This window comes from Acinetobacter sp. AS23 (genome assembly GCF_023612055.1).
In the GTDB taxonomy this organism is placed as follows: domain Bacteria; phylum Pseudomonadota; class Gammaproteobacteria; order Pseudomonadales; family Moraxellaceae; genus Acinetobacter; species Acinetobacter oleivorans.
The window spans coordinates 1,901,943-1,918,309 of the sequence record NZ_CP082274.1 but is presented as its reverse complement, the minus strand read 5'-3'; the positions used below and the strand labels follow the sequence as shown (position 1 = coordinate 1,918,309).

The 16,367-nt window shown below is 36.7% G+C and carries 16 protein-coding genes and 1 pseudogene; 6 read left to right on the top strand and 11 right to left on the bottom strand.

Going from position 1 to position 16,367, the window contains the following annotated elements; translation table 11 throughout:
* Position 1: 1 nt before the first annotated feature.
* Positions 2–940, bottom strand: a complete 939-nt coding sequence (locus K6I41_RS09000; protein ID WP_068527804.1) for a hydroxymethylglutaryl-CoA lyase — start codon at positions 938–940, stop codon at positions 2–4.
* 217 nt (positions 941–1,157) lie between these two features.
* On the opposite strand from K6I41_RS09000, the gene K6I41_RS08995 reads away from it, so the two are divergent.
* The 3 genes from K6I41_RS08995 to K6I41_RS08985 all read left to right on the top strand — a co-directional run bounded on the left by K6I41_RS08995 (position 1,158) and on the right by K6I41_RS08985 (position 3,562).
* Positions 1,158–1,310, top strand: a complete 153-nt coding sequence (locus K6I41_RS08995) for a hypothetical protein (protein ID WP_250375692.1) — start codon at positions 1,158–1,160, stop codon at positions 1,308–1,310.
* Positions 1,311–1,354: 44 nt separating this feature from the next.
* Positions 1,355–2,626, top strand: coding sequence for a CitMHS family transporter (locus K6I41_RS08990; RefSeq protein ID WP_250375691.1), 1,272 nt, complete (start codon positions 1,355–1,357; stop codon positions 2,624–2,626).
* 165 nt (positions 2,627–2,791) lie between these two features.
* The gene (locus K6I41_RS08985; protein ID WP_250375690.1) at positions 2,792–3,562 is read left to right on the top strand and encodes an IclR family transcriptional regulator; all 771 of its coding nucleotides are present in this window, start codon (positions 2,792–2,794) and stop codon (positions 3,560–3,562) included.
* A gap of 61 nt (positions 3,563–3,623) precedes the next feature.
* On the opposite strand, the gene K6I41_RS08980 is transcribed toward K6I41_RS08985, so the two are convergent.
* The gene (locus K6I41_RS08980) at positions 3,624–4,142 is read right to left on the bottom strand and encodes a GNAT family N-acetyltransferase (RefSeq protein WP_250375689.1); all 519 of its coding nucleotides are present in this window, start codon (positions 4,140–4,142) and stop codon (positions 3,624–3,626) included.
* A gap of 59 nt (positions 4,143–4,201) precedes the next feature.
* Between K6I41_RS08980 and K6I41_RS08975 the strand changes: the two are divergent.
* Positions 4,202–4,360 (top strand): annotated as a pseudogene (locus K6I41_RS08975) (alpha/beta hydrolase family protein); the annotation flags it as partial.
* Positions 4,361–4,447: 87 nt separating this feature from the next.
* Here K6I41_RS08975 and K6I41_RS08970 read toward each other — a convergent pair.
* The 3 genes from K6I41_RS08970 to K6I41_RS08960 form a co-directional block, all read right to left on the bottom strand.
* Positions 4,448–5,302 carry a restriction endonuclease gene (locus tag K6I41_RS08970; protein WP_206215876.1) on the bottom strand — a complete coding sequence of 285 codons (855 nt, stop codon included), beginning with the start codon at positions 5,300–5,302 and terminating at the stop codon, positions 4,448–4,450.
* 40 nt (positions 5,303–5,342) lie between these two features.
* Positions 5,343–6,380 (bottom strand): AbiTii domain-containing protein, encoded by a 1,038-nt coding sequence (locus K6I41_RS08965; protein WP_250375688.1) that lies wholly within the window; start codon positions 6,378–6,380, stop codon positions 5,343–5,345.
* 139 nt (positions 6,381–6,519) lie between these two features.
* Entirely contained in the window at positions 6,520–7,068 is a 549-nt protein-coding gene (locus K6I41_RS08960; RefSeq protein ID WP_250375687.1) for a TetR/AcrR family transcriptional regulator, read from the bottom strand.
* Positions 7,069–8,441: 1,373 nt separating this feature from the next.
* On the opposite strand from K6I41_RS08960, the gene K6I41_RS08950 reads away from it, so the two are divergent.
* Together K6I41_RS08950 and K6I41_RS08945 are read left to right on the top strand one after the other, a co-directional pair.
* A complete protein-coding gene (locus tag K6I41_RS08950; protein WP_045125480.1) occupies positions 8,442–8,918 on the top strand; it encodes a hypothetical protein in 477 nt (158 codons plus the stop codon).
* A 166-nt stretch (positions 8,919–9,084) separates the two neighbouring features.
* Positions 9,085–9,525 (top strand): HD domain-containing protein, encoded by a 441-nt coding sequence (locus K6I41_RS08945; RefSeq protein WP_250375686.1) that lies wholly within the window; start codon positions 9,085–9,087, stop codon positions 9,523–9,525.
* A 35-nt stretch (positions 9,526–9,560) separates the two neighbouring features.
* Here the strand turns inward: K6I41_RS08945 and K6I41_RS08940 are convergent, their stop codons facing one another.
* The 6 genes from K6I41_RS08940 to K6I41_RS08915 form a co-directional block, all read right to left on the bottom strand.
* Entirely contained in the window at positions 9,561–10,205 is a 645-nt protein-coding gene (locus tag K6I41_RS08940; RefSeq protein ID WP_250375685.1) for a hypothetical protein, read from the bottom strand.
* 11 nt (positions 10,206–10,216) lie between these two features.
* Complete coding sequence (surE, locus tag K6I41_RS08935) at positions 10,217–11,188, bottom strand: 5'/3'-nucleotidase SurE (RefSeq protein ID WP_250375684.1); 972 nt, start codon at positions 11,186–11,188, stop codon at positions 10,217–10,219.
* A gap of 232 nt (positions 11,189–11,420) precedes the next feature.
* On the bottom strand, positions 11,421–12,584 hold the full coding sequence (locus K6I41_RS08930; RefSeq protein ID WP_250375683.1) for a hypothetical protein: 1,164 nt from the start codon (positions 12,582–12,584) through the stop codon (positions 11,421–11,423).
* Positions 12,577–13,905: a TolC family protein gene (locus K6I41_RS08925; protein WP_250375682.1), complete on the bottom strand. Its 1,329-nt coding sequence runs from the start codon at positions 13,903–13,905 to the stop codon at positions 12,577–12,579. Before K6I41_RS08925 ends, K6I41_RS08930 begins: the two co-directional genes overlap by 8 nt.
* Positions 13,902–15,488 carry a GH3 family acyl-acid amido synthetase gene (locus tag K6I41_RS08920; RefSeq protein WP_250375681.1) on the bottom strand — a complete coding sequence of 529 codons (1,587 nt, stop codon included), beginning with the start codon at positions 15,486–15,488 and terminating at the stop codon, positions 13,902–13,904. Before K6I41_RS08920 ends, K6I41_RS08925 begins: the two co-directional genes overlap by 4 nt.
* A complete protein-coding gene (locus K6I41_RS08915) occupies positions 15,485–16,273 on the bottom strand; it encodes a hypothetical protein (RefSeq protein WP_250375769.1) in 789 nt (262 codons plus the stop codon). Before K6I41_RS08915 ends, K6I41_RS08920 begins: the two co-directional genes overlap by 4 nt.
* Between the last annotated feature and the right edge of the window lie 94 nt (positions 16,274–16,367).

Below are 16,367 nucleotides of genomic sequence, written 5' to 3'. Positions count from 1 at the left end.
GTTATTGGTCCTTTGCATATTTAAAATTTTTACCTACGCCTGCATCTGGAATAAATCCGTAGAGTGGTTCTCCTGGTATCCCTTGCTTTAACCATTCGCGAGCTTCAACAAGTCGATCAATATCAATACCGGTACGTAATCCCATGCTTTCTAACAGGTAAACTAAATCTTCAGTGACAATATTGCCTGATGCACCAGGTGCATATGGACAACCACCAATGCCGCCTTGCGATGCATCAAATGTAGTCACCCCCACTTCAATTGCGGCTAAAACATTCGCCAGACCTTGCCCACGCGTATTATGGAAATGTGCGCTACCTGCTAAATTCCCTACTTCCTGTTTTAATTTTTTAAATAGACTGCGGACTTGGACAGGATTTGCATATCCAACCGTATCTGCCAAACCAATCTCATCTACTCCTAATTGGGCCATTCGCTGAGCCATCGTTAGGACTTCATTTTCCGTAACTACACCTTGAATCGTGCAGCCAAAGACTGTTGATAGGCCTGCTTCTATTAATATTTCTGGATATTTTTCATTTCTCAGCTGAATGATTGAATTCACTTCTTCATAAACTTCAGCATGAGTTTTACGAATATTTGAAAGTGAATGAGGTTCACTCACTGAGACAGGGATCGTAATTTTTTGAACCCCAGCTCTAAATGCATTTTCGGCACCCTTTAAGTTTGGGACTAAAGCTGTAACGAATACATCTTTTAAAGTCAAAGTGTGTTCAACCAGCTCTCCGCAATCCGCCATTTGTGGCAGCAATTTTGGAGATACAAAAGATCCAACTTCTATTTCAGTTAATCCTGCTTGAGCTAAAGCTGAAATCCATTTTTTCTTCATATCGGTTGGCATGGTTTGTTTAATACTTTGCAAACCATCGCGAGGTCCAACCTCACTCACCAATATATCGATGTCCTTTGAATGGCTCATATGCTTACATTTCCTATTGCACAAGAATATTTTTACATACAACGCAGAAGCGTTCTATCTAATAGAACATAGTTCTATTTTTAATGCAAATTAAAAATTTTATCCGCCCATGACAAATTCAATTAATTTTAAAAACACTTGACATGACTCTAAATTAGCTAAAAAATAATAATTAATAGAACATCGTTCTGTACAGTAGAACTACAAGGATGCATGTATGAATCTTTTTGTTTCCCTAAAAGAGTTACACACTAAAGATGGAAATTTGTTTGATAGAGATATCTCATCGGGTCGAATTTTTATTGCTGATTATAGAAATGGAATCATGCCATTAGAAAATTTTGGTAAGCCAATGTTTTCTCATCATTAATTTCTACTTAAAATTTATTTCTTAAGTAAATCAAGGATTGATTTATGTTAGTTTTTTTAAGTTACAGCATGATCGCTGTATTTATGTATGCGGTAATGTCAAAACGTTTATCCGCACTTACAGCCTTAGTAATTATTCCAGTAATTTTTGCTTTTCTGACTGGTCATGTCGCAGACATGAGTAGCATGATGATTGATGGAATCAAATTACTAGCTCCCACTGGCATCATGATTACCTTTGCAATTCTATATTTTTGCATGATGACAGATGCTGGCCTCTTTAATCCTCTTATTCAATTCATCATTAAAATTGTTAAAGGCGACCCGTTAAAAATTGTTGTGGGCACAGGTATTCTTGGAATTTGTGTCGGGCTAGATGGTGATGGCGCAACGACTTATATTATTGTCGCTACAGCCTTATTGCCTTTGTACAAAAAAATTGGTATCCGCCCACAAGTCATGGCAACAGTTCTATTACTGTCAATTGGGGTAATGAATATTTTACCTTGGGCTGGTCCATTTTCTAGAGCTGCGAGCGCACTTAAAGTCGACCCAACTGGACTCTTCTTACAAATGTTGCCCGTGATGTGTGCGGGTCTTATTTGGGTCATATTTGTCGCTTTTTACTTAGGTTTAAAAGAAAGAAAGCGCTTAGGTATTCATGAAATTAAACCAGATGACGATCTTATCCATCATGAGCAAAATACGAAAAGCTGGAAATCATGGTTCAACTTGATACTTACTGTTCTTCTGGTTTTTTCAATGATTAAAGGTTATTTACCTTTAGCGCCTCTGTTCATTTTGGCATTCTGTATCGGTTTAGTGGTTAACTTCCCAGAGCTTTCTGAACAGAAAAAATTAGTCGCGAAATATGCAGATAGTGTTTTAGCAGTTTCTTCCCTGATCTTTGCTGCGGGTATTTTTGTAGGCATCATGACAGGTACAGGCATGATTGAAGCTATTGCTCAGCATCTCATCTCAATTATTCCTGAATCGTCTGGATCTTATCTATCATCGATTACTGCTTTTATCAGCATGCCATTTACATACATTTTGACGAATGATGCATTTTATTTTGGAATTTTACCTATTCTTGCTGAAACTGCTTCACATTATGGGATCAGTGCAAATGAAATGGCTATCGCAAGTTTAATCGGTCAACCTATTCATTTGTTAAGCCCAATGGTTGCCTCTACTTATCTATTATGTTCTTTAACTAATGTAGATTATGGTGAAAATCAAAAGGCATCCATACTCTGGTGTACTGGAACCTGCCTAGTGATGTATGTTGCGGCTCTAGTGATCGGTCTTATATAAATCATGAAAAGTGCTTTCAACATTTGAAGGCACTTTTTATATTCTTCTATGTTTTATCTCGCCACACGCTGACATTCACTAAAAAATCTATTTCATCTTTTAAATTACAGCTATACTTATTTATTCCTAAAACACTTAAATTTAATTGAGTTTTTATATTTTTGTATGACGAAATCAACACAAGATCCTGATAGCCAAATGGATAAGCAAAATTCAGGTGTAGCTGCCGTAGATAGAGCATTACTTATTTTAGATGCTTTTGATATAGATAGCCCCGTCTTATCTCTCGCAGAAATTTCACGCCGTACAAAGCTATATAAAAGTACTATTCTTAGATTACTAAGTTCATTAGAACGTCATGGTTATGTTGTTAGAAATGAAGATGGTCAATTTTCTTTAGGCATTACACCGTTAAAATTATCAAGAATTTATCAAAATTCTTTTAAGCTTAAAGATGTGCTTTATCCTATTTTGGAAAGAATCACCAAAGAAACAGGTGAAACTTCTTCATTTTATATTTTAGATAACGATAAGCGCGTGGTTCTGTTTCGCATTGAACCAGTTCGTTCTGTAAAAGTTTCAATCTCTGAAGGAGATACCTTCCCAGTAAATGTTGGGGCTTCGGGTAAAATTCTTCGCGCATTTTCTCAAACTGAAGTAGATGAAAATCTACAACAAGTCCAAAATCAATTTTGGGCAAGTTCATTTGGGGAACGTGACCCAGAAACGTCCTCTTTGTCTGTACCTGTATTTAGCAATGGTAGACAGTTACAAGGGGCACTTACGATTTCAGGCCCTTCTGAACGTTTAACCCAAGAAAAAATTGCCGAAAATACTTCGCTTTTACTTGAATGCAGTATCCAAGTATCAAAGTATTTAGCAGGAAGTATTTATGGTTTAGAAGATGCTTTAAAACTTTTAAAAGCTCCTCATTAAACAATTTAGTATTTCGGGCAGTTCTTTTTTAAAGTAACTGCCTATTTTTCAAAAGCTAATTTCAAACAAGCTTTTTATAATAAATAGCTGTTCCATCGTAGTTCCCATTTGAACTTAATGCGAAGTTTGGAATGACACCCACACGAACAAATCCAATTTTGCTATATAAAAGTTCGGACACATCGCCCTCACGTGTATCTAAGACAAGTAAGCGCAGACCTTTTTCTCTTGAAAAGTTTTCTAGTTCATCGAGTAGTAAAGTTGCTATTCCTTGTTTTCTTGCCGATGTAAGCACCATGAGTTTTTCAACTTCGGCTCTATGAACTCCATTCTTTTTACTTACCAAAGATAATTGAACACTACCCACAATCTTTCCTGCCTGAATGGCAATCCAAAGACGGCTATTACCTTGTGCTAATTTATGGTTGATCTCACGCCAATAATTTAAGACTTCGTTCTTTTCTATAGGAGCTAAGAAACCTATTGAAGCTCCGTTATTTACAGAATCTTCTAACAATAGCGATAAGGCTTCTTCATAACCGCCAATTTCATTTATCTCTATAATTTCAATATCTTTCATATTTTTCTCAAAGTTATTTAGATAAAATTTTATTAGATCTTATTTTAGAAAATTATTAAAAGCAAAGTATTCCGCTACATCAATTACTCGATAATAAAGGTATTCTGAATAGCTTAGAACTTATTCAGGATGCTAGACATCCTGTGCCTGCGAATGTATGGAAAACCCAAAATCATATATTTTTGGAAAATACTTTAGTTATACAAATTAAGGAATGAATCTAAATACTTTCAAAGTATCAGCTTTTTTTAAATAGTATTTAAATTGATAAAGAATCGTCTAAATCTTATTTTTTTGTTTTATAGTTAATGTTTCTCCCTAGATCGTTTTTTCAATTGATCAAATAATAGTTCCAGTTGGCTAGCATCTGATAAAAGTTCAGCATTAGATTGATATTCTGTTAAGCCATAAAATTCAATATGTTTTGCTCTAAGAGTATCTGGTTTAAAATCATTATTTTTAAGCATACTATATTCGGCTTTAAGCAGAATTCTATCTAACATATTTAAATTTAGATTTAACCAATTAATTAGCTCATCAAAATTATCAGCTTTTTCATTTCCTATTTTTTTCTTAGAATAAGTTATTAAATATATTGGATATTCAGATTTCATTCCTTTAAAAATAGCCTTAAAAATTAAAGTTAATAATTCTGTTCCAGAGAAATCAATTTCAATATCAAAAAGATCTGGACGGAGATTATAATCTTTACGAATTTGTTTTCTATGTGACCAATACCTTATATCAAGCAATCTTGCTCGATCTACGTACATTTTTAAAATCTCAGTATGAACTAGATGCTTTGTTTTTTCTTTAAACTCCTCCATAGTGTAAAGTAGAATATTAGTATTCTCTGCCGCTTCATATGCCCCTTTTTGAAATCCAACTTCAGAAATAATAAATCCTTTATCTGCACCGATGTCATCCACAATTGTTCTAAGAGCAAGAACTTTCTCTTTAGGAACTTTGCTCTTCCATTTTTTTGCCTCAATAATCCAATATAAATCTGTACTCAAAAATTTGGTACTAACAAAAACATCAATATCATGTTTAGTACGGACGCCTTGTACTTGTTGATTTGTATCTGCATTAGTACCTAATGATCTAAAATATGCAGCAATTTCTTCTTGAAAAGAAAACCATTTAGGTTCTAAAGACATGATCGATTAGCCTTTTACTGGATTTTTAATATATTACTAATTAAGCTTGAAGAATTTTATTGGTTTCAACTAAATCCAAAATATCTCCAACTATGAGATATGTATAAATTACATATCTATCAGCTTCTTCTCTTGTTGCAATAATATTATGTGATCCCTTCTGAGCAGCTTTAAAGATAGCATCCAACCGCTCACCCAAATACTTTATATTTGAACCAACAATATCTTCGAATCTCTCAGAATCAGAATTTTCCTCAACGTAAGCAATAATACGGTTTATATAATTATCTACACCTAATTTGATAGATCTAGTTCGACCTGCTCCTAAATCAATAATTTTATCTTCTCTTGCGGGATAAACTCTATCAGCCATATCTTGTAGTATTCGTCTACAACTATGAACTGCATTTGACCAATCTTCAGTATTTTCAGAATTTAGATTTTCATACACCGATGCAAATTTTTGAGCAGATAATGGAATTAAATCACCAATTTTATCATCAACTAATTTTCGTTTCCTTGAAAAAATATCAGCAGTAATCTTTGAATATTTTAATTCATAATATTTATTAGATACATATTCATAAATAAAGGCTTGTCGTTGAGATAAAAACTGTGAATTTTTACTAATAGAATCTCTTAAATTTTTTCTCTCTACAAAATTTCCAGTATTAGTTGGGGCAATATATTGATTTGGATTTGCATAACTTATTGAAATATTAGGGTCATGTGCAACCTTTAAACTATCTTTCATAGTATCTAATTCAATTTCTATTGCTCCAATAGAGCCTAACTTTGCTTTTTCTACATCATTGCCTTCTTTATCTTTTTCTACAATAATGCGATTTGCTAATTTGCATAAATTCCAAATTTCTTTTGGTAGTCCATTTGGATTCCATGGATAGCCACTACTTTCAAAAATAAAGATTCTTTGATATTCGAAATCATTAAGCAAACGAGCTAATCTACTCGCCTTTAAAGAGCAATTTGATAAAGAGGCAGTACCCAATTCAATATTCCCAAGAATTTCTTCACTTAGTTTCAAAGCTTCATTTAAAGAATCTTGATTAATTTGCATTCTTATAATTCCTTATCTAAAATTTATTTCTTTGTTTTATATACTTTAACGAACTGAGAGCTAGCAATAAATAGGATGAATTGATTTAGCTTCTCCTTAAAATATCAGTATTAAGTTTTAAGTTCAAAAAATTAAAATCCTAACCCCATCCCTTCAAAAACACCTCCAACACCCTTTCATCAACTTCATCTGAACTTAGACGCTGAATAACTGCGCCTTCGATCATATATAAAAATAGTTTGGCATCTGTAAAGGAAACATCTGGGTTAAGTGCTCTAAGCTGGCTATAAATTTCATTAGTCAGCCATGTTCTATATCGCACGGCGGTTTGATAGGCTTTTGGTTGGGTCAGTTTTATTTCAAAAATGGCTTTAAATAATAAGTAGTACAGCCCGTCTAGATCTGTGTGTAAAAGATAGAGCTTTTTGAGTTTATCAATTGCGCTCACGTCGCGGTCGTATTCAACCACTGAGACCACTTTTTCTTTTAATCGTTCTTTTTGCACAATCAAACAGATTTCAATCAGCCGTTCTTTAGAGTGAAAGTAGTTATAGAAAGTTGCTTTTGGAATTTCACACTCTTTCACAAGTCGATCAATGCCGACTAAATGAAATCCGTTGTAATGAAATAACTCAATTGCTTTATTTACGACTTGTAATGCACGTGTTGGGAGAACTATTTTTGGCATATTTTTACCGTTATAAAATTATTGTTGTATATAAATGAGATGTAAAAACCGCTGCCTTTGGGAGAAAAAAGGCATAGCAAAGCCATAAAGACTGTGCTCAGCACATCTCAAGTTTTAATTGTCTAAGTTTTAAGTAATAACGAGCTAAAGCCTGAAAAGCCTTACGGCGATCAAGCTGCGTTAAATGTTTTAAGCTGTATTGTTATAGCTTTTGGCAAAGGCTGCCAAGAAATAATGGATGTGCAAAGCCAACTCCTTATATATGGAGTTCTGCCAAGACATTAGAATTATGGTGGCAGAACGGAAGAGGGTTCGCAGACTGGTTAAGACATCCAGCACACCCGAGGGTGTCCCTCTCCCGTCCTACCGCTACGGGAGGGAACGAGGAGCTTACACATAAGACTATTCCTCAGAAGAAATAATCCTGATGCGGTCTTAATACGGTCTGCGACAACCGACTGGCAATGTAGGCCAGCTCGCAAATGGTAATCTCCAATATTTGAGGTGTCAATGTGAAATTGGCTAGAAATTATTTAAATAGTTATTATTTTTCATTTAATTAGATAATTAAGAAAATTCTTAAGTAATATTTACAAGCTAATTTTATATCATTAAGTTAAAGTTCAAAATCATTAAAACTGAACGTCTAGCTTGGCTTGAATTTTGAGCACCTATTTTATTTTATGAGTCTATATCAACAAATAAAAAATATTCTAGATTATTTAAGTAATTAATAGCCACCTCCCACCTATTAATGACATAATTTATAAAATTAAAGGATTTTATTACCACAGCACTAATATTTATAAAAATTTCCACAAGGATAATTATTATATGTAAAATCCCCATTATTTTTAATGATTAATATTTATTAAAACAACACCCAATAAAAACCTATAAAAAACTTTAAATTGAAATATTAATACAACTTAATAATAACGCCACAAATTTAATCAGACTAAAGTATAGTATTTATACAACCAATATCAAACACTTAAATCAAAAAAAACAATAAGGTTATTTTCATTCAGTGCTTGAATTATCAATATTAATCACATTTCAGTTAAAAGTTATCTTTCTTTTTAAAAAAGAAAACCATCTCCACACCTAAAAACAATATAGTGAAAAAATCCCAATAAAAAATAATTTGTATCAAAAACGATTTAATTTTGAATAAATATAATATTAACAACTCAACTCAAATGATATTTTAATAAAGATGAAATATAAATCTAAGGCATATAAATAAATCATACTTTAAACGCTTTATAACCAATGGTATTTAAAATACCAGACAAAGCATCCAGCGCGATTACTTTTATAAACAATAAAATAAAGCGACTGGATAAAACATAATTTAAGAGGATTTAATCATGTCAACTTCATCCAACACTGTTGTTATTACTGATGATACTGGGCTATTAACCAATATCACATATATTGATGGTTCTGTTGTATATACAGACGGTGAAACCTGTGAACCGCCACCCTCCATTACTAAAAAAGGGAATGTCTGGACTATCACTTTAGACTGCGACCGTAGCGGCTCTTCGCAGGTTGCTAATAGTTATGTTGAACTATTACAAAAAGGTAGTCACATGTTTGCTGATAGTCAAAGTAGTGGCGACACCCCTAGCAAGCTTAACTTTTACTTTGGCGTTAATTTGCAAACTTCGTCGGCTTCCATTCCCGTATATCTCGCTCAAGGTCACTATGTTGGACATAACAATTGGTGGTTTGGTAGCTTAGCCGTAACCAATATTGGTGGAAATAAACCTGTTCTATTAATCAATGGTACGAACGTAGCTTTAACAGGCGGTAATAGCTCATTCACTTTATCAAATATTTAAAGCTTATGAAGAATGCCGATTCATCGTTCACTTAAAAATGAGCAGTCTCATTTCGGGGCTGCTTTTTATATATGCCTATTTTGAGTATTCAGTATAAAATTATGACCTAAGCGTCCCATCTCACAAAGTAGGCCGTGTCATATACTTAAAGTGATAAGAGCAAAAAATGACTCAAAATAAAGTTGAATTAGCAGAGAAATTGTCAAAAGAATCTCATCAAGGTCAAAAGTATGGTTCTCATGATTACTTTGATTACCATATTAAAGGTGTGGTCAATTCATTAATTGAGCATCGATTTTCACAAGTCTATATTATTACAGCCCTTCTACACGATAGCGTTGAAGACACACCTCTTACGCTAGACAAAATCGAAAGTTTATTTGGAAAGGAAGTCCGTGATGCCGTTGATGCATTAACTAAACGGGAAAGCGAAACACGCGAAGAATATTTAATTCGTTGTAGTTCGAATCCGATCGCTCGAGTCGTGAAACTTCATGATGCAGCCTTTAATGCGCATAACTCGCATAAGGACAATAATCACCCGCGTGTAGATTATTACCTTCAAACCATGTTAATTGTTTCAACAGCCCAAGACAGGTTGGAATGAAAAGACAACGAAATGAATCCGTTGCCTTTTTATTTTTAAGATTGTGCAAATGCCCAAATATCTTTTGAGGCAACTGTGTCAGATACGAGTCTAAAACTCATAGGTTCTAAGTCTTCATCTACCATGATATAGCCTTTCGAGTTATTCTTTAGCGCATCACACTTATTATCGGTCAGTTGATAGTTTGCCGTATTGGCTAATGCACTTTCAGTAATAACACCTGTAAACACACAATTTGGGTCTTTCGAGACAATTTTGCCTTGTGCATTCACCTCGGCATTGACCGTTGTTCCATCTGGAAAAGATAAATCGTAGGTACCGACCAATTGATTCAGCATAATTTTCTGATCATCAATTTTTTCATAATGTGCTAATTCAACGGTCATCGCTTGATTAGACTGGTTGCTCTGCCAAGCTTTGGTTTTTGCGTCATAGCTCATCACAATTTTGGCACGGTTTTCGTCATCATCTAAAACCAATAATTTAGAACCATCTGCACCAGAATAGTATTTACCCGCCATTGGTAGCTCTTCATCAGTTTCGGTACTAATAATATAAGTACCGACATCTAAGCTCGGAGCTAATGCAGGTTTTTCAGTCGAGACTTGGTCATCATGATCATTGTCATTACAAGCCGCCAATCCAAGCCCAAGAAGTAAAACCAGCAAACAACGTTTCATGGTCTTTCTCCTTACTTGTTAAATAGGCTTTTTAAACGAATTTTGAGCCATTCTTGAGCTGCTGGTCGCTGATCGTAAGCCACTTGCATTGCAGTCACAGCAATTTTGCTTTGCATGACGGCGCTTTCATCCGACATTTGCGCGGCGGTTGGAGCTGATGGTGCCGCATCAATTCCTAAGCCAAACTGGTTATTGCCTTTATTGTCTTTGGTCACTTGGAACTTCAATTTATATAAGTCATACGTCCCAATTTTTGAAAAAGCAAAAGGTGTGCTGGTTGTTAAATTTTTAGGAAAATTAACATTAAGCGTGATGCCTTTTGGCAACAATTGGCCCTTACCTGCCTTAGCTTGTAATTCTTTTAATAACACTACAGTTTGTTTTGCCACAATTGCAGAGTTAGGGTTGTTTAAAGTCTTATCATCTACCGTGTTGGTATCGGCGCTTAAAGCAATTGATGGAATGCCGCGGCCTGCCGAAAACTGTACATTGCCAATCGTGCCAGAGTGTACAACGACTTTTCCGACATTTTGTCCTTCATTCGGGCCAGATAAAACTAGGTCTGGTGCTTTACCCCATCGTTTTGGCGCAACCACATCTAGTCCATAAATTGTTGCCATGACTGGTGTGCCATGCGTGTAATTCCAGTCGCCATTGGTATAACCCGCTTTGGTAAAGGTTCCAGCCGCAGGTGCGCCAATTGGTGCTGCACCATTGTGACAACCGTTTTCAGCCGCAATTTGCTTATCATTATCCGCAGAAATGGTCGTTGAGCTGTACATCACGATTGCGCCACCGCGGCCACTTTGTGGTGAACAAGGTACAGACACAAGCACGTTATGACCATTTGCTTTTAATTCATCATAGAGTGCTTTGACATTGCTGGTTAGACCGTCATCATTAACCAATAAAATATTTAATGCAAAAGCTGGAGTTGTACACAAAGACAGAATAAGGCCGCCCAATAAACTTTTTTTCATCACTTAACTACCATGTTCTTAAATTTCGATTTGTATAGTAGTTGCGCTATATGTACGTTTAGTGACTACGCATCAATAAAAATTAAAATAATTTTCCATTAAAAATTAAATAATTATATTATAAATTATTGCTATATTTTCTTTTATAAACTGATCTTCAAATTCATCACTCATATTCAAAATGACAAAACCCACTTTCGTGGGCTTCATTCAAAGTATCACTTCAAGCTTTAAATTAAATACGCCCAACCTCTAAATAGGGAATCAAGTTTTTATCAAAATTTGGTCTTGGGTCGCCTTCATAACTAATAAAACCATGCATACCAGTCAAACGCTCACCTTTATAAAACTGGTTTAGCTGATAGCGCGGGTCTTTATGTGAAAGCGTAAAGCTCACCACACCAACGCCCTGCTGTTTTGATTTGTTATAGGCATCTTCGAGCATTTTATGATGCAAAGCCAAATCTTCTGGATGGCACATAAGCGTATGTAGCACATGGTACTTGATAGAGTCGCCAAGTTTAGGCAAACGCATACCTTTGGTAATTGGAGTCAGCAAGTTATAAACGGGTCTAAAAATTCCAATGACTGAACTGTAATGCAAAATTTTAGTTTGCTTAATACTGTGCTGATCCCATAAACCAAACATGCCCATCAGTTTTTCACCCTTAAAGTAAAGTGAAAAGTCTGCGAGTTTTATTCCTGAAAAGTACTGATGACCTTGAGCCAGTTCTTCAAAGTTATAGGCTGGTATAAAGTTATAAAACTCTGCCATGTCGGCAATAAACCGATTCATGGCTTCTACATGCTGAGCTTCAGCAACACATGTACGGATTTCTTTAAGATCAATCTGTTTATCAACTTGTTTTAAAAAAGCCGTGATTTTTCGTTTTGCGCCAGTATCGGTCAGACTTAATGTCTCAATAAGCCCTTCATCATAATAATCAGGCATTCCCGTTTTGCCCGTTTGGATGGCAGCGCGTGCGGCATGGTTATCATCAAAAATAATCATTTGGCTATAGTTCGGTTCATGCATGGTTTGTTTTACATGCTTTGCCAAAACCTTCACCAGTGATTTACCCCGATAGTTATGATCTACACGTAAGTCGCCAGCGTATCGCAAGTTTTGAATGCTCCGATCGACATAACATGGGCGGTAACCATTGCTATAACAAGCAAGCTTCTTTTGGCTTTCGGTATCTTCAATCACCACATGCAGTTTATGTCGATAGACAATGTCAGACGCTCTAAAATAGCTCGGTTCGCGCTGAAAGCTAATTTGTATGCCTTTGGTGGTCATGGGTACGGCGATTAAGTCTCGTAAAGCCTGATCATCTGCCAAAGTTGCTTCACGGGTAATCAAGGTATTGTTAGCAAGTGGTGGATTTGTTTTATTCATTATTCACCTGTTGTGCGGTCTGTGTGGGAACTAAGTTATTTAAACGCCCCATTTGGTCGAGTAGCTGATAGACAAACACCACTTCGTCTTGGTCATTCACGGTTTTCTGAGTTTCTGCATCGAGTAACTTTTGCTCGGTATTGAGCAAATCAAACGTGGTTTTGGTGCCGACGTCGAACTCTTTACGTGTGTAGACAAAGGCAATAGACGCTGCCTCTATGGCATTTGCCAGTGCTTCTTTATTTTGTCGAATGGTTTGAAGCTGTGCATAGGTCGTGCGTGTACGTTTATTTAAATCCAGTTCAAGACTTCGCGTTTTTTGGTTAGCCAAATCGATATCGGCCTGTGCTTTTTTGATGTTGGCCCGATTTAAGCCATCGTCATAGAGCGGTACATTAAGCTGCACCCCAACCATGTAGTTATTACTTTCAGAACCAATATAGCTTGCTTCATCTTGTTTTCCGGCACGGCTGGTGAGCATGACCGTTGGCCATAGTTCGCGTTTGGTGAGAGCATATTGCTTTTCTGCGGCTTGCTTTTCGTATTTACTACGCATTAAAGCTGGATGGTTTTTGGTTTGCGCCAAAATTTCATCTAAGCTCATGGGAATAGCGGGTAGCTGTTTAATCGCAACAAGGTTATCAGGTGTTGTTCCCGTTACTTGATAAAACTGGGCTTCGCTTACAGTTAAGTTAGATTGGGCCTGTGTAATATCAGCTTGGCCTTGAGCAACTTGCGCCAAAACCTGAGCCAAGTCCGCACGGGTAATCATTCCCACGTCAAAACGGCGCTTTGACTCATATAAAGACCGTTGCAGATTTGCCATGGTCTTTTGTCTGAGTTCTAAAATAGCTTTCTTCTTTAATACATCGGTATAGACCATTACGGTATTTAAAATGGTTTCAGATCGTTGATCTGACAAACCTTGGTTTTGGGCAGAAAGCTGACTTTCGGCAACATCTATTCCTAAACGGTGTCGACCAGAGGTATAAATTGGATAATCAGCCTGCAATTGCAAACTTCGACCTTTACGGTTTCCTTCGGTTGGAAACAGAACGTGTGAAGGCGTATCTATTCTTTCATAGTCAAGTTGCCCGACTAAATTGACTTTGAGTCCGTCACGCTGTTTGGCTTGCTCAAGCATAGCGGTGGACTGATTCACGCTTAAACGACTGACTTCAAGCTGACTTTCATGTCTTAAACTGGCTGACAAAGCTTCATCTAAAGTCATGGCGTGTGTGTTCGACACAACCAACACGCCTAGATACAAGGCGTGTCGAAGTGTTAAAAACCGAGTATTAAATGACTTCATCCCTTTCATAGTTGTTCCAAACTATTGAGGGTGACTTTTTTGAGTGGCTCAGGTTTGATATTGCCTTCGATAATGCCATCAAACATGACCAGTTTTTTATAGGCATTCCACCCATTATTGGCTTGGCGAATCTGAGGTTGATCGAGCTGTCCCAAGTTTCGTGCAAGTTCATAATGGAAGTTTTGACGCAAAATACTGTCGATATATTCATTGCTAACGCTGTGATGAATGTCGCCTTCAAAAAGTACGCAGTAAAATGGTTTAACTTGTTGTTGGGTATCAATCGCGAGTAAAGAAATCGCTTTCGATTCTGTTTCATTTAACTGAGACAACAACTGTTGAGCTGTTTCAGGTGCAAGTTTTTCACCGACCAGATCGACCCCAAAACGGCGGCCTTGGAATTCAAAACACGGAATTTGCTCTATAAAGCCTGTTACCCGTAAGCAGTCATCCAAACAGTAGCGAAGTAAGCCATTACCCGAAGTAATGAGCGGGCTCACCACATCGCCTTGTTTAAGCTGCCACGACGGAATGATTTGACCTTGCTTCTCACCTTCTAAATATTCAAATTCATAGAAGTGACTTTGATAGGCCAATGGGTATTGGTCATTATAGGGAATGGTCACTACACCTTCAGTCGCCCATAGCCCTTTGCCTTCAAACTGAACACTGGGTAATTTCTCTTGTAATTTTTCGGCCCAAGCTTTTGAACCTGCGGTATCCCAACTCGACACTAAACTTAACTTTGGCCAGAGCTTTTTAAAGTCGATCTGTTCGCCGTTTGAACTTGCAATTAAGGCTTGAGCACTTTCAGGACTATGCGGTGCAGTGACTTCTTTTAATGAAGCCTGACGGTTACCCCATGAACCACTTTGTAAAACCTCAATCACGTCTTGTTGTAGTGACTCCAAACGTTCCAGCAATTGCAGCGCAAACGTTGGACTCCACACCGAAATCATCGCTAAGTTACGGTTTGCCACCAAATAGCAAATCGTGGCAAAGAGTGCATCATCGGCATTGGCTGCAAAGGCAACGTTACTTGGAACCGCTTGAGTAAACTTAGACAAAATTCGCTTACCTACACCGAGTAGCGCACTATCATCATTTAGGTTTTTATCTTTTAAAACTTCACGCTGGCTTTCAGGTAACCATGACACCGACCAGTAATGCGTTCCCGAACTAAGCTGCGGACATTTACGGTATAGACTTGCCATCCACGGCGCAATCGCATGATCAAGCTCATCTAAAAACAGTTTGGTATATGGAATAAACTTAATTTGTTCACTCGACCCACTGGTCGGCTGGAAACGAACCAGCTTACTGCTAGATAGTGAAAGCTTTTGTTCACGGTAGCGTTGAATGTCTTCTCGCCATGCGCCATAACGTGTCGCAGGAAATGATTTTACAAACTGCTCATAGTTTTGAACTTTCTTATCTTTAGCAAATGTAGAGGTCTGTAAAATCGAATGCAGGATTTGACGTTGTGTCGCTTCTAACGCATTAAACTGTTTTTGAAAATTACGATCGGATGCATCACACCATTTTTTTAAAATCAGATGCGAACCCAAAGTTAGCCATTCATTAGATTTCATTGGATGGCCTCTCTACGGTTTGTTTTCGACGTTTTACGTGCTTCGCATCTTCCCTTACTTGTAGGTTTAGTCATGAGCTTCACAGGGAAGCGGGCAATATCTTTCCAGCCTAATCGACCAATACACGGTAATTCCGTACCCGCACTCCATGTTGGATTCAACTGCTCAAAGAAATGAATGTTTGGGTTCTTTTGTCTCATTTCGGCAGTAATCGGTGCGACTTCACCTTTTAATGGTTGATAGTCATCACCAAAGTTTAATAAGCCAGCTTCACGGTCGTAGTATTCGCCAAAGAATTTCTCACAGTAATGCTCAACCACTTCCGAGAGATGCTGATTTTCGTCTTTAATATTTGGGTAATACACATAGTAGTTATTGGCAAGTAAGAGGTAGGTCTTATAGCCTTTAGAAATCAGAAGCCAATAGAGCTCGTTAAATGGATATTTGATTCGAAGCTTAATCATGAGTTTGAGCATGGTACTTTGCAGACTACGTGTACCCCAAAACTTCTTCAAAATGACCGTATCACCGCTAAATAACACGGTGTAGTCTTTACCGTTTAAATAGAAGTGCTGCACAACAACGGTTGAGAACCCCACAATCTCATCTGTCTCCGAGTCAAAAATTAAGATCGCACCGCTTTTATTTTTAAAATCATCTACGAAAATAGAAAATCTCGTATTTTCATAATACTGTTCGTAAATGGAATACATCACTTTTAATCGCTCTGTATCGATTTGCTCTTTTTCAAAATATTGACCATAAGTCGTGTTTTTTAGGTTCAATTTTGAAATTAGTTTATACGTTGTATTAATCATAATCCTTTAACCTTCCACCTCTAATTTGCGAGTTCCCCGATCTCATCAACCGATTTTAGAA

Bases quoted from the DNA above. Each gene is read 5' to 3' on its own strand.
- K6I41_RS09000 (WP_068527804.1), bottom strand. From the start codon at position 940: ATGAGCCATTCAAAGGACATCGATATATTGGTGAGTGAGGTTGGACCT.
- K6I41_RS08995 (WP_250375692.1), top strand. From the start codon at position 1,158: ATGAATCTTTTTGTTTCCCTAAAAGAGTTACACACTAAAGATGGAAAT.
- K6I41_RS08990 (WP_250375691.1), top strand. From the start codon at position 1,355: ATGTTAGTTTTTTTAAGTTACAGCATGATCGCTGTATTTATGTATGCG.
- K6I41_RS08985 (WP_250375690.1), top strand. From the start codon at position 2,792: ATGACGAAATCAACACAAGATCCTGATAGCCAAATGGATAAGCAAAAT.
- K6I41_RS08980 (WP_250375689.1), bottom strand. From the start codon at position 4,142: ATGAAAGATATTGAAATTATAGAGATAAATGAAATTGGCGGTTATGAA.
- K6I41_RS08970 (WP_206215876.1), bottom strand. From the start codon at position 5,302: ATGTCTTTAGAACCTAAATGGTTTTCTTTTCAAGAAGAAATTGCTGCA.
- K6I41_RS08965 (WP_250375688.1), bottom strand. From the start codon at position 6,380: ATGCAAATTAATCAAGATTCTTTAAATGAAGCTTTGAAACTAAGTGAA.
- K6I41_RS08960 (WP_250375687.1), bottom strand. From the start codon at position 7,068: ATGCCAAAAATAGTTCTCCCAACACGTGCATTACAAGTCGTAAATAAA.
- K6I41_RS08950 (WP_045125480.1), top strand. From the start codon at position 8,442: ATGTCAACTTCATCCAACACTGTTGTTATTACTGATGATACTGGGCTA.
- K6I41_RS08945 (WP_250375686.1), top strand. From the start codon at position 9,085: ATGACTCAAAATAAAGTTGAATTAGCAGAGAAATTGTCAAAAGAATCT.
- K6I41_RS08940 (WP_250375685.1), bottom strand. From the start codon at position 10,205: ATGAAACGTTGTTTGCTGGTTTTACTTCTTGGGCTTGGATTGGCGGCT.
- K6I41_RS08930 (WP_250375683.1), bottom strand. From the start codon at position 12,584: ATGAATAAAACAAATCCACCACTTGCTAACAATACCTTGATTACCCGT.
- K6I41_RS08925 (WP_250375682.1), bottom strand. From the start codon at position 13,905: ATGAAAGGGATGAAGTCATTTAATACTCGGTTTTTAACACTTCGACAC.
- K6I41_RS08920 (WP_250375681.1), bottom strand. From the start codon at position 15,488: ATGAAATCTAATGAATGGCTAACTTTGGGTTCGCATCTGATTTTAAAA.